Origin of the sequence: Flexivirga alba, from assembly GCF_042661025.1 — a bacterium.
In the GTDB taxonomy this organism is placed as follows: domain Bacteria; phylum Actinomycetota; class Actinomycetes; order Actinomycetales; family Dermatophilaceae; genus Flexivirga; species Flexivirga alba.
This window is the reverse complement of the sequence record NZ_JBHSWH010000001.1, coordinates 656,911-669,174: the sequence shown is the minus strand read 5'-3', so window position 1 is coordinate 669,174 and position 12,264 is coordinate 656,911. Positions and strand designations below refer to the sequence as shown.

At 67.5% G+C, this 12,264-nt stretch carries 13 protein-coding genes, 1 pseudogene and 1 riboswitch; of the genes and pseudogenes, 11 read left to right on the top strand and 3 right to left on the bottom strand.

The features are described 5' to 3' along the window. Positions 1-59 precede the first annotated feature (59 nt). The 6 genes from ACFQDH_RS03370 (at position 60) to ACFQDH_RS03345 (ending at position 5,103) form a co-directional block, all read left to right on the top strand. Positions 60-641: an RNA polymerase sigma factor gene (locus ACFQDH_RS03370; RefSeq protein WP_382398471.1), complete on the top strand. Its 582-nt coding sequence runs from the start codon at positions 60-62 to the stop codon at positions 639-641. Next, positions 638-1,435, top strand: a complete 798-nt coding sequence (locus tag ACFQDH_RS03365) for a hypothetical protein (protein ID WP_382398469.1) — start codon at positions 638-640, stop codon at positions 1,433-1,435. The genes ACFQDH_RS03370 and ACFQDH_RS03365 overlap by 4 nt, the downstream gene beginning before the upstream one ends. Positions 1,436-1,640: 205 nt before the next feature. Continuing rightward, a complete protein-coding gene (locus ACFQDH_RS03360) occupies positions 1,641-2,120 on the top strand; it encodes a GNAT family N-acetyltransferase (RefSeq protein ID WP_382398467.1) in 480 nt (159 codons plus the stop codon). Positions 2,121-2,346: 226 nt separating this feature from the next. Further along, entirely contained in the window at positions 2,347-3,819 is a 1,473-nt protein-coding gene (locus tag ACFQDH_RS03355; protein WP_382398465.1) for an HNH endonuclease signature motif containing protein, read from the top strand. Positions 3,820-3,958: 139 nt separating this feature from the next. Then, on the top strand, positions 3,959-4,276 hold the full coding sequence (locus ACFQDH_RS03350; RefSeq protein ID WP_382398463.1) for a P-loop nucleotide/nucleoside kinase family protein: 318 nt from the start codon (positions 3,959-3,961) through the stop codon (positions 4,274-4,276). A 293-nt stretch (positions 4,277-4,569) separates the two neighbouring features. Continuing rightward, positions 4,570-5,103 (top strand): GNAT family N-acetyltransferase, encoded by a 534-nt coding sequence (locus ACFQDH_RS03345; protein WP_382398461.1) that lies wholly within the window; start codon positions 4,570-4,572, stop codon positions 5,101-5,103. A 10-nt stretch (positions 5,104-5,113) separates the two neighbouring features. Here ACFQDH_RS03345 and ACFQDH_RS03340 read toward each other — a convergent pair whose 3' ends face one another. The 3 genes from ACFQDH_RS03340 to ACFQDH_RS03330 form a co-directional block, all read right to left on the bottom strand. After that, complete coding sequence (locus ACFQDH_RS03340) at positions 5,114-5,971, bottom strand: hypothetical protein (RefSeq protein WP_382398459.1); 858 nt, start codon at positions 5,969-5,971, stop codon at positions 5,114-5,116. Next, complete coding sequence (locus ACFQDH_RS03335; RefSeq protein WP_382398457.1) at positions 5,958-6,566, bottom strand: RNA polymerase sigma factor; 609 nt, start codon at positions 6,564-6,566, stop codon at positions 5,958-5,960. The genes ACFQDH_RS03340 and ACFQDH_RS03335 overlap by 14 nt, the downstream gene beginning before the upstream one ends. A 202-nt stretch (positions 6,567-6,768) precedes the next feature. Then, complete coding sequence (locus tag ACFQDH_RS03330) at positions 6,769-7,410, bottom strand: nucleoside/nucleotide kinase family protein (protein ID WP_382398455.1); 642 nt, start codon at positions 7,408-7,410, stop codon at positions 6,769-6,771. A gap of 23 nt (positions 7,411-7,433) precedes the next feature. Further along, positions 7,434-7,571, top strand: a riboswitch (cobalamin riboswitch). A 74-nt stretch (positions 7,572-7,645) separates the two neighbouring features. Here ACFQDH_RS03330 and ACFQDH_RS03325 point away from each other — a divergent pair. The 5 genes and pseudogenes from ACFQDH_RS03325 to ACFQDH_RS03305 all read left to right on the top strand — a co-directional run bounded on the left by ACFQDH_RS03325 (position 7,646) and on the right by ACFQDH_RS03305 (position 12,238). Then, positions 7,646-8,644: a hypothetical protein gene (locus ACFQDH_RS03325; RefSeq protein WP_382398453.1), complete on the top strand. Its 999-nt coding sequence runs from the start codon at positions 7,646-7,648 to the stop codon at positions 8,642-8,644. 48 nt (positions 8,645-8,692) lie between these two features. Beyond that, positions 8,693-9,790, top strand: a complete 1,098-nt coding sequence (locus ACFQDH_RS03320) for an energy-coupling factor transporter transmembrane component T (RefSeq protein WP_382398451.1) — start codon at positions 8,693-8,695, stop codon at positions 9,788-9,790. After that, positions 9,679-10,782 (top strand): annotated as a pseudogene (locus tag ACFQDH_RS03315) (ABC transporter ATP-binding protein); the annotation flags it as partial. The gene ACFQDH_RS03320 and the pseudogene ACFQDH_RS03315, both read left to right, overlap by 112 nt. Positions 10,783-10,877: 95 nt before the next feature. Beyond that, positions 10,878-11,375, top strand: coding sequence for an AAA family ATPase (locus ACFQDH_RS03310; RefSeq protein ID WP_382404800.1), 498 nt, complete (start codon positions 10,878-10,880; stop codon positions 11,373-11,375). Continuing rightward, a complete protein-coding gene (locus ACFQDH_RS03305) occupies positions 11,372-12,238 on the top strand; it encodes an ECF transporter S component (protein WP_382398449.1) in 867 nt (288 codons plus the stop codon). Before ACFQDH_RS03310 ends, ACFQDH_RS03305 begins: the two co-directional genes overlap by 4 nt. Positions 12,239-12,264 lie beyond the last annotated feature (26 nt).

The window sequence follows — 12,264 nt, the reverse complement described above, 5'->3', positions numbered from 1 at the left end:
CGTCATGGGCATGCTCAAGATGCGTGAATCCCGATCGGGGTGTGCGGACACTATGAGGTATGGGGGATCCTTCCGAGAGCGGCGAGCCTCTCTGGTTGCGTGCGCGCGCCGGGGACGGTGAGGCGTTCGGCCGGGTTTTCGACGCTCATCGCGATCGGGTCTACCGGCATGCGTGTCGACTGGTTGACGACATACAAGACGCAGAAGACGTGACCGCGATCGCGTTCCTCGAGCTGTGGCGGCGACGGGACGCGGTGCGGCTGGTGGCCGGCTCGGTTCTGCCGTGGCTGCTGGTGACCACCAGCAACGTCGCACGCAATCAGCGGCGGTCCACGTTCCGCTATCGGCGCTTTCTGGCAGCGCTGCCCAGGCCGGACGCCGCACCCGATGCCGCAGCGTCGTCGGCGCAGTCGAGCGTGTTCGGCCTCGATGCAGATCTCCGTCGGACGCTCCAGTCCCTTCGCGGCGTCGACCTGCACCTTCTGGTGCTGGTCTCGGTCGAGGACTACCCGATCGCGGATGCCGCAGCTGTCCTCGGCGTGAGCGAAGCGGCGGCCAAGAGTCGCCTGCACCGCATTCGCGCCAGGATTCGCTCCCAATTGTCGACTGACAATGACTTCACGACGAGGGCACGCCCATGACCAGCACTATGAACCAGACATTCGCCGACACGCTGCGTGCCGCCCTGGTCGATCACGTGGATCGAGCAGCCGTGGCGCGCAAACGGAAGTGGTGGCGGCGTGCTGGCGGCGCGGGCATCTTCTTGGTCGTCGTCGGTGGGGGCGCGGCCGCGGCTCAAGGAGTGCTGCCCCTACCGGGTGCCGATCAGGTGACGAACCTGAGTCACCCCATCACGGTCACCCGCACCGGCACCTCGACCGTGCGACTCGGTCCGCGACCGGCAAACGCGACCGATGCGGAGTTGCGCCTTCGGTGCCTGAGCGCCGGCACGTTCACCTTCGCGGATGGTGCGTCGATGTCGTGTTCCGCGGCCGATGCCGCGGGTGGCACCAGCATCACGACGTATGCCATGGCACTCGGCCCCGGTCAGAACTCGACGACCATTACGACCACTCGCGGCGCACGCTGGACGCTCACGGTCAGCTACTCCCAGCACGTCCCCACGGGTTGGGCCACGAACGCGCGCGGGCAGACGTATGGCGTCACGAACGACAAAGGGGAGGACCCCGACCTCATCGCTGCCATCGCCACGAATGGCAAACAGGGTTACCTCTACGCGGCCGAACTCAACGGCGCCGCGCCCGCCAACCCCGCGCAGGCGCAGGAGTGGTCGAAGCAGGACAGCGGTCGCACTCACTCCATTCCCGTGTACGCAAGCGATGGCACGACAAAGATCGGCAGCTTCGAGGCGCCCGGCGTTGTCCACTCCGGCATACCCGCACCGCAGCCGCAGCAACCGAGTCGGAGCCCGTGAGCGCGTCCGCTCTGTGCCCCAGGTCGGCTCGAAATTGAGATGCTCGTGAAGCTCGCCCGGCATATCGTCGCCCTCATGCAGTTCGCATGTTTCGCGAGCGGTCGTACTCGCAAGTGAGCGGGCGGCCTTCTCCGGCCGCAACGTGCTGCCCGACCGACAGGGTCCGGCAGCTTCATTTTGACGTGCTCACGAAGGACATGCTCCAGTGCGAATCCGTAGCTTCCAGAAATCCGACCTGCCCGTCCTGATCGACCTCACGATCGAGACGTTCCGGGTGTTGTTCGAGGACGACCTACCCGTCCTGATCGGGCCTGACGTCTTCGCTCACGATCACGGCGATTGGAAGAACGACTACCGGCGGGAAGTGCCGACGCTGCACGACCCCGGCAGCGACAAGTTCGTGATAGTCGCCGAAGAAGCTGGCCAAATTCTCGGGTATGTCGGGTGGCAACTCGACAGCGCGGGAACCGGTCGCCTCGAGATGGTGGCCGTCCATCCCAGTGCGCAGCGGCGTGGCGTAGCTACAGCGCTGTGCCGTCACGCGGTGGAGGAGCTCCGGCTCCGCGGCGCTGCGGTCGTCCACGTCGGAACCGGAGGTGACGCCTTCCACGCCCCGGCTCGCCGTCTCTATGAATCGCTTGGATTCATCGGCTGGCCCGTCGTGGATTACGCGAAGGCGCTGTAGCCCAACAGCGGGTGGCGGGTGAGGAAGAGGACGCGCTTGGTCCGCCTCATTCGCCATCTGCTGGGAGCATCGCTCGTTGCTCGTGAACCGGCGCGGCGCCATGTTCGATCAAAGCCTCACCTGCTATTTAAATGCGAAATGTGTTCGGGAAAACCTGTACGAGACACTCGTGTTTTGGTAACCTGTAGATACGCGAAAGCGCATACAGGGGAGGGGGATTCACCTCATGAGCATTGATCATTTGATGGTGGACTGTGCCTCGGCGGAGCCGGGTCGAGGGCAGGAGGTTCTCGCGGTGTTGCAGGCTGCGGCGGAGGTGATCGACGAGGTTCCGGGTGCGTTGCATCAGTTCGGCGAGGACCAGGAGGCTGAGTTGATGTCGGTCCTGTTGCGGTTGCAGGGTCGGTCGTCGCAGGTGGGCGCGATCGTGGCCGCGGATGCGGTGGATCGTGGTGTGCTGGTGGGGTCGGATGCGGCCAACGCGTCGCAGTGGATCTCCGGGCGTCTGACCGGCGGGACTCGGCTGGAGCCGAAGACGATCCGGGTGATGGCGTCAGTGGCCGATGCGTGCCAGCACCGGAAGAACACGGTCATCGGCCGAGCATTGCTGAAGGGGTCGTGTTCGGTGGAGTCCGCACGGACCGCGCTGCTCCAAGCGGACAAGGTCGGCCCGGTTATCCCGACCGCGGAACGTGACGAGGTGCTGAGTTGGTTCCTGCAGGTCGACCCCGCGCTCGGGTGCGACGGGCTGACGAAACTGACCCGGGCGATCATCGACCGGTTCGCCCCGGAGAAACTGTCCGAGGACGACGAGAACCTCGAAGGCATCGAGTCGTTGTCCTGGTCCACCACTGCGACGGGGATGACGCGGTTGGTGGCGGAGTTGTCCCCGGCGAACGCGGCAATCCTCAAAGAAGCAATCAACGCCAAGTCCGCACCGCGACCTGCGAAACCGGCTGACAACACTGACAACACCGCCGGAGCCGGCGGACCGGAGGAAGCTGGCGAAACCGGTACAACCGGCCCCGCTGACCGCACTGCTGGGACTGCTGCGGCTAGCCGGGGCCACGGGTCGGGTGCCGCGTTCGGCCTCCGCGTCGATGACGACACAGAAGCTGCCGAGTCGTCCACCAGTTCTGAGCCGGTGCGGGATGAGCGGTCACCAGGCAAGCGTCGGGCGGATGCGTTGATGGACTTGGTCGGTGCCGGTGCCCGCGCGGCAGCCGGTGACGGTGTGCAAGCTGGCGCGGCGACGGTATTGCTGACCATGGGGTTGCAAGAGCTACTCAAGGGTCACGGTGCGACCACCAGCACCGGTGACGTGCTCGACGCGGGTGCTGCCCGCCGGTTCGCGTGCACCGCGGACCTGATCCCGGTCGTGCTCGGCGGACCCAGTCAACCCTTGGACGTCGGCCGGCGAGAACGCCTGGCGACCAAAGCAATCCGGGTCGCAGTCATCCTGCGAGATGGCGGATGTTCGTTCCCCGGCTGTGACCGGCCACCGGGCTTCTGCGAAATCCACCACGTCAGACCGTGGTGGGCCGGCGGCGAAACTTCCCTGTCCAACTCGACCCTGTTGTGCGGCCGACATCATCAGGGCGTGCACCGGCAGGGCTACACCGCCGACGTGAGACCCGACCGCGTGATCTGGGACCTGACACCCGGGCGGATGCCCGGCCACCAAACCAAAGCAGCCTGAAACGCAGCTGCCCATGTGGGCGAGTCTCGACGGCGTTCGCCGATCGGCCCTGACCAAGCACCGAGGCGATGTAACGCGGCGCCTTTGAAGGCCGCCGCGTCCGGTAGACGATGATGAGTCTCGACGGAACGAGGTAGCGATGGGACAACCGATCCTGTTCCTGACCGTGGGTTTGCCCGCCACTGGCAAGACGACCGTTGCCCGACAGCTTGAGGTCGATCATTGCGCGCTTCGTCTCACGAAGGATGAATGGATGAAGGCGCTTTACGGAGAACAGAATCCGCCGTCAGCATCCGACGTCATCGAGGGAAGGCTCATCGAGATCGGGCTGCGCGCACTGGAACTGGGTGACAACGTGGTGATCGACTTCGGTTTGTGGGGGGCGATGAGCGTTCCGCCCTGCGCCGGGCGGCAGCCGACCGCGGCGCGCGCGTGGAGATGCACTACCTCGAAGTGACCGCGGACGAGCAGCGACGACGACTCGATCAACGACAGACTGACGCACCGCGCACCACGTGGCCCATCTCAGACGAGGAGCTTGCCAGGTGGGCCGACATCATCCAGGTTCCGACACAAGGCGAGGTCGACGGCACTGAACCGATCGACGATCCACCTGTCGGCTCCGGCTCATGGGACGAATGGCGCTGGAATCGCTGGCCACCGGCGATTGCTTGATCGTCACTGATCACGTGGTCGAACCTGCCCAGAAATGCGTTGACGCCATACGAGCAGGTGGGTGACGGTTCAAGGGTGAGGATCCGACCTGAGCAACCCGACGACAGCGACGCGATCCGGGCGGTGACGGCAGCTGCGTTCCGCGGCGCGGCATACAGTGCGCCGCCGGTGACGCCCGGCGGAGACCCCGGTGAGGCGACGCTGGTGTCCTGGCTGCGAGACGATCCCGGGTGGATCCCCGAGCTGTCGCTGGTCGCCATCGAGGACGAGAAAGTGCTCGGTCACGTCGTCTGCACACGCGCGCACGTCGGCGACCAGAGCGCGCTCGGACTCGGCCCGTTGAGCGTCAGCCCACAACGACAAAAGAGCGGCATCGGCTCCGCGCTCGTGCAGGCGGTCCTGGCTGCTGCCGCCGCGAGGGGCGAAAGCCTCGTGGCATTGCTCGGCGAACCGGCGTACTACGGGCGCTTCGGCTTCGTGCCCGCACGCGAGGTCGGGATCACCGCGCCCGACGCATCGTGGGGCGACTACTTCCAGGTCCGCACCCTCAGCCGGTATGACGGCCGGACCGGCGAATTCCGTTACGCCGCACCGTTCGACAGGCTTTGACGACGAACTGTCACCAGGTGACGGTGAAGCTTCCCTTGTCGGTGATGGCGCTGACCGTGTATGACGTGCTCGGGTAGCTCCATCCGGAGCCGTTCTCGATCCAGCCCTCGCCCGGCAGTGTCTTGCGCCAGTAGGCCTCGATGTCGGTCGGCAGGTAGGTGATCCGCACGGTCAGGGAGCTTCCACCCTCTGCGGTTCGCTGCCACGTGGTGTCCGAAGGCATCGCCAGCATCCGGGTCTTGCCACCGGACGGGTCCTTCAGCGGCACTGCGCCGGTGTATTCCTGATCGCCGAGCCGGCCAGACTGCGGCAGGCCGGCCGACATTGCCGGAGGCTCGTGACTCTCAGCCGACAAGCTCGAGGTGGACGAGTTGCTGGTGACGGTCGAGGAGCCAGAAAGCGCAGTCCTATTCGGACTCAAGGAACTGGTCGTCTCTGAAGACGGAGTCGAGCTGGCGGTGCTTGCCCCGGTCGTCGGGTGGTCGTTGCCCGGCGTGCCGGGCTGGTTCAGCGCCGACGGCTTGCCGGCGCCGGTCGGCTCTTGCGTGCTCGTCGTGGTGCTGGGTGTCGTGCTGCTCGAGCTCGTGGTCGTGGCCGGCTGCAGGCCGTTGACGACCTCGTGTTTGCCATCGTTGTGTAGCCCGACCACGGTGACCACGACGATCGCAGCCGCGGCAGCAGCCGCACCGACGCCGGCGAAGATCCGCGATGCGGGGCTGGACCGGCGCCGGCTGCTCAGGGTCGCCGCGACGTCGTCCTCGCGGTCTCGGTCCAGGTCGGCGTCGGAGATCTGCAAAGCCTTCGCGGCGAACGCGTCGCGCAGGCGGCGCTCCAGGTCATCCTGGTCGTGCTGCTCAGACGGATTCATCGGTTGCGCCTCCTTGCATGATCTTGTTGAGAGTGGCCATCGCCCGGCTTGCTTGTGATTTCACGGTGCCCTTGCTGATCCCGAGTGCGTCGGCGATCTCCGCCTCGGACATGTCCGACCAGTAGCGCAGCACCAGCACCTCGCGCTGCCGGGCCGGCAGCTGGTCGACCGCACGAAGGACCGCCTGGTGCTCCTCGGCGAGGAGCACGTCGGTATCGGCCGGTGGTGCGATCTCCGGCTCGGCGACCTTCAGGTGGGCACGGACCGTACGGCGTCGGCGCAACATCGACCGGGACTGGTTGACCACCGCTTGGCGCAGGTAACCGACCGCAGCCCGGGAGTCGCGCAGCGCGGCCCGGTTGCGGTGCATCCCGAGGAACGCCTCCTGCACGACATCCTCGGCGCTCGCCGTGTCGTCGACCAGCAGCCGCGCGAGCCGCACCATCTGCAGGTGATGTGTGCGGTAGAGCTCGGCCAGGTCGACCGAGTCCTCCGCGGTCATCGGCTCGAAGCAGGGGAGCGCGTCACGGTCATGGACCCGACCTCCCAAGCGATACGGCCTTTCGGCATACACGGCGGGTGCGGTGAGTGTCATGACACCCTGACCCTTCGCCCAGACCCTAACGAGTCGTCGCTGTGGAAGGGAACGCCGCACCGCGGCAGGCCGGGAACCGGCTGCCGTCCAGCGATGATCGCGTTGCACCTCATGGTGGGTAGACGCACGACCGGCGTCCGGGTTGCCTCCGTGCGTGGCGCGACATACCGCGTGCGCGTGTGATCGGTCACACCCGCGGCGCCTACGGCAGCAGGAGTATGGCGTCCGCCCTCTCCCGCGTCGACCGCACCAGGTCGGCATTGCGCTCGTCGGAACCCAGCGCACGCTGCGACGCTTCGGCGAGACTGCGGCCGTAGCTGCGGTGTCGCTCGATGAGCCGCTCCCGCCGGAGCTCGTCGGGGGTTTCGACATACCAAATGGCATCCAGCAGCCGGGGCAGTTCGGACCAGGGTTCGTCGGGGAGCAGTAGGTAGTTGCCCTCGGTGACCACGACCTGCGTGTCGGGCGCCACCTCGATGGCTCCTGCGATCGGCTCCTCCAGCGACCGGTCGAACGCCGGAGCCCACACGGTGCGGTCGCGCTCGCTGCGGATGCGGGAGAGCAGTTCGACATACCCGAGGGCGTCGAACGTGTGCGGCGCGCCCTTGACCGGTGCCCAGCCCCGCTCGTCGAGGACCGCCTGCGCCAGGTGGAACCCGTCCATCGGCACGACCACCGTCCGTATGCCGCGCTCACGGCAGCCCCGGGCGAGCTGATCGGCGGCGGTCGACTTGCCGACGGCCGGCGGGCCGGTCAGGCCGACGATCACCCGGTCGGTCGCGGCAGCCAGGTCGGCGAGCGTTTCCACCGCAGCCGCGGCGTCGAGGATGGGTGCGGTGCTCACTCGTCAGACTCTTCCAGAACCGCTGCTAGCCTTCGGGGTGGCGTCCGTGTCGGGCGCCAAGGTGTGAGCAGGGGAAGCCGGTGCGATTCCGGCGCTGTCCCGCAGCCGTGAGTGGCCGATCGGTCACGAGTCGGAATACCTGCGCCACCGGTCACCGGATCGACTGTCGAGGACTGCAGTCGCGGGCGAGATCGTGTCGCACGCGTGGAGTCGCGACCGAAAGGACTCCATCCGCATGCCCAGCCGCCCGGTTCGTGCCGTCGCAGCCGTCGCACTCGCCACCTCCGCAACCTCGTTCGCGTATGTCGGATCGGTCGCGCCCGCACAGGCCGCCGGCTACAACGGCGTGTGCAAGACCAGCTCCGGGGTGACCGTGGTCGTCGACTTCCGCGAACTCGGGGGCGGCATCGCGGTGCGCTGTGCGCCGGTGGGCAGTGGCGCTTCTGGCGTCGATGCCCTGCAGGCGGCCGGGATCCCGGCGGAGGGGACTCGACAGTACGGGCTTGCCTTCATCTGCCGGCTCTACGGCAAGCCGTCGGCAACGGCCACCTTGCCCGGCGGCTACCACGAGTCGTGTGGGCGGACCCCTCCGCCGAATGCGCACTGGTGGTACACCCAGGCACCGAACGGCGGCTCCTGGTCCTCCAGCGGTGACGGTGCGTCCACCAGCCACGTCATCCCAGGCGGTTTCGAGGGATGGGCGTTCAGCGAGGGCGGCACCAACTACTCGCCGCGTTACACCCCGACCCGTCCTGCAGCTCCGAAGCCTCCGCCTGCGCCGACGCACACGACGACCCAGCCGCCGGCGCCGCCGCGCCATACGACCACGACCGCGCCGAGCAACCCGAAAACGACTGACCCAAACGGGAATTCGACGTCGAGCAAGGCCGGGTCCACCCATTCGCAGCCGAAGTCAACCACGGCGTCCAAGGCTTCGCAGGCAGCGAAGAAGAAGGCTGCCGAGAAGAAGGCGAAGGCGAGCCACTCGTCCTCCGCGAGCAGCTCGTCGAAGGCGAAGCGCAGCAAGGGGTCGTCCAGTTCGGCCGGTGTTACGGGCACGTCGTCGGGCGGTCCGACGAATGTCGCCGGAGCGCCCATGGCCAACAGTGACGACCTGATCAAGGACTCCAAGAAGTCGTCGGGCGTCAATGCGACCACCGTCGTAGGGGGTGGCGTCCTGGCGGCGCTCGTCGTGGGCGGCGGTGCGGTTGCGATCGTCCGCAGGCGCAACTAGAGCAGTGAGTCAGAAATAGACCAGCAACTTCGCACGCATCGCACTCGGGTGAAACGTCTGCCCGCTCCGGTCCACCCGATCGCCTGGTGGCTGTGGGCGATCGGTCTGGCGGTGGCGGCGTCATTCACGACCAACCCGCTGCTGCTGTTGCTGCTCATCGCTGTCGCGTGTTTCGTCGTGCTGCTCCGGCGCGGCGACGCCCCGTGGTCGCGGTCGCTGCGGCTCTACCTGCTGCTCGGTGCCTTCATCGTCGTGGTGCGTGTCGCGTTCCGGTGCTTCCTCGGCGCGTCCGGCGGCGGCACCGTCCTGCTGGACCTGCCGCGAATCCCGTTGCCGGACTGGGCGGCTGGGGTTTCGTTGCTCGGTCCCGTGCACCTGTCCGACGTGCTCGACGGCCTGTATGACGGCCTGCGACTCGCCGCGATGATCATCTGCATCGGCGCCGCCAACTCGCTGGCCAACCCGAAGCGACTGCTCAAGGTCGTGCCGATCGCGCTCTACGACATCGGCACTGTGGTGGTGGTCGCGGTGTCCGTCTTCCCGCAGATGGCTGACAGCATCCGGCGGGTGCGGCGCGCCCAGCAGCTTCGACCGGACCGAGGACGGAAGTGGCAGGTCGTGCGGCGGGTCATCGTTCCGGTGCTTTCGGATGCGTTGGACCGTTCCCTTCTCCTTGCGGCTGCTATGGATTCGCGCGGTTATGGCCGGCGCGGATCGACGCCGGTGCGGACCCGCCGGCTGCTCGGAGTCCTGACCGTCGTGGGGCTGATCGCGGTGTGCATCGGAACCTTCGGCGTGCTCGACGACCGAGCGCCGGCGCTGTTCCGCTGGCCGGCCTTCGTGCTCGGCGTCGCGCTCGCAGTGCTCGGACTGGCATTCTCGGCCCGTGAACGAACCGTGACCCGCTACCGGGTCGAGCCGTTCGATCTCACGGCAATGGCTGTTGCGGCAGGTGGTCTCGCCTCGGGCGTGCTGATGATCCTGGCCACGCAGTACGCTCCGGCACATCTGAATCCCTCGACGACACCGGTCGAATGGCCGGTTGTCGACCTGCTGCCCCTGGTCGCCGTGGTCATCGGCTTGGTCGCTGCGGTGGTGTCGCCGCCCAGCGTCATACAGGATCCGGACGTGGAGGTGTCGACATGATCGAGTGGCGCGATGTGTCCGTTCGGTATGACGACGGGCGAGAGCCCGAGCTGTCGCATGTCGACCTGCACGTGGAGGAGGGCGAGCTCGCGCTGGTGGTCGGCCGGACGGGCGTCGGCAAGTCGACGCTACTCGGCACGATCAACGGGCTGGTGCCGTACTTCACCGGCGGGCGGCTGTCGGGGACCGTCACGGTCGCGGGCATGGACACCCGCGACCACCCGCCGCGTGAGATGGCCGACGTGGTCGGCCGGGTTGGGCAGGACCCTCTCGCAGGGTTCGTCGCGGACACCGTCGAGGACGAACTCGCCTACGGGATGGAGCAATTGGGCGTCTCACCGACGACGATGCGCAAGAGGGTCGAGGAGACGCTCGACCTGCTCGGGATCGCTGCGCTGCGCGGGCGCTCGCTGGCAACGTTGTCCGGAGGGCAGCAGCAACGCGTCGCGATCGGTGCCGCGCTGGTGACGGCACCCAAGGTGCTCGTGCTCGACGAACCGACGTCGGCACTCGACCCGGGGTCTGCCGAAGAGGTGCTCGCGGCTGTCACCCGCCTTGTCCACGACCTCGGGACGACGGTCGTGATGGCTGAGCACCGGCTGGAAAGAGCTGTGCAGTATGCCGATTCGGTGATCTCCCTGTCCGGCGACGGCATCGTCCGCAGCGGCGATCCGGCGACGATGATGATCGACGCACCCGTCGCCCCGCCGGTCGTGGAGCTGGGACGGCTCTGCTCCTGGACGCCGCTTCCCTTGTCCGTTCGGGATGCCCGTCGCGCGGCCCGTCCGCTGCGTGGGCAACTCGCCGAGCCGACGCCGAGGACCCGCCCCGCCGGCGAGACCGTGCTCCGTGCCGACGGGCTGACCGTGCGATACGGCCAGCGGGTCGCCGTGCGCGACGTCGACCTCGAGCTCGCGGCCGGCACCGTGACCGCACTGATGGGCCGCAACGGTTCCGGCAAGTCGTCGTTGATGTGGGCGCTGCAAGGCAGCGGGCCACGCGGTGCCGGGTCTGTCGTCGTTGACGGTGTCGAGACTGCTGGTGGGCGGGGAAGCGGTCGGGTGGCTCGGCGGCGCGCATCGGTCTGGTGCCACAGACTGCTGCGGACCTGCTCTACCTGGAAAGTGTCGGCGAGGAATGTGCCGCCGCTGGGGCCGGCGCCCGCGAGCTGCTCGAGCAACTGGCACCGGGCATCGAAGACCGTCAGCATCCGCGGGATTTGTCGGAAGGGCAACGCCTTTCGCTGGTGCTGGCGATTCAGCTCGCCGCGCGTCCGCTCGTGTTGCTGCTGGACGAGCCGACGCGCGGGCTCGACTACAGCGCGAAGGCGCTGCTCATCCGACAGTTGGCGGAGCTCGCGGGTGACGGGCACGCCGTGCTCGTGGCCACTCATGATGTGGAGTTCGTCGCGGGTCTCGCCGATCGGGTCGTCGTCCTGGCCGACGGCGATGTCATCGCGGACGGTCCGACCGCAGACGTCGTCGCCTCATCGCCGATCTTCGCGCCGCAGGTCGCCAAAGTCCTTGCGCCGCAGCAGTTCCTGACGGTTCAGGACGTCGCCGACGCGATGCGGAGTGAGCCATGAAGCAGGTGACCGAGCCGGTCATGGCCGATCGGCAGGCGGACCTCGTTGCCACGTTGAGCAGTCACGCCGTTCCGTTGCGGCCGCGTAGCGCCCTGATGCTGGCGTTGATGTCCGTCGCGGGGCTGGCGATGTTCTGCTGGCCGTTGCTGACGCATCACAGCACGTCAGGGACCGCGCATGTCACTGACGCACCGATCATCTTCGCGGTCACGCTGCCGTTGCTGGTCTTCGTCATACTGGCCGAATTCGCCGACGGCGGAATGGATTCGAAGGCGTTGGCGATGCTGGGCGTATTGTCGGCAATCGACGCAGCACTGCGACCGACCGGCGGTGGCACCGGCGGGGTCGAGACCGTTTTCTTCCTGCTGATCCTCGCCGGGCGGGTGTTCGGGCCGGGCTTCGGCTTCGTCCTCGGCTGCACGTCGCTCTTCGCATCCGCGCTGATCACTGCAGGAGTCGGCCCGTGGCTGCCCTTCCAGATGCTCTGCTCGGCATGGATCGGGATGGGCGCCGGCCTCTTGCCGCGTCGTGTCCGGGGGACCCGTGAGGTGGTCATGCTCATCGTGTACGGCGTGCTCGCGGCATACTTGTTCGGGGCCTTGATGAACCTCTACAGCTGGCCGTTCCTGGCCGGCGTCGACCTCGGTGGACACGCCAATCTCGCCTATGTGCCGGTGGATTCGTTGCTCGACAACCTGCATCGCTTCGGTGTCTACACGCTGGTCACGTCGACCGGTGGATGGGACACCGGCCGGGCCATCACCAATGCCGTGGCCATCGCCTTGGTGGGTCGCCCGGTCCTGGTCGTGCTGCGCCGGGCCGCCCGGCGTGCGTCATACGACCCGGTGCGCGCAACGGACTGACCGCCCGACCCGCCGCCCCCTTTGCC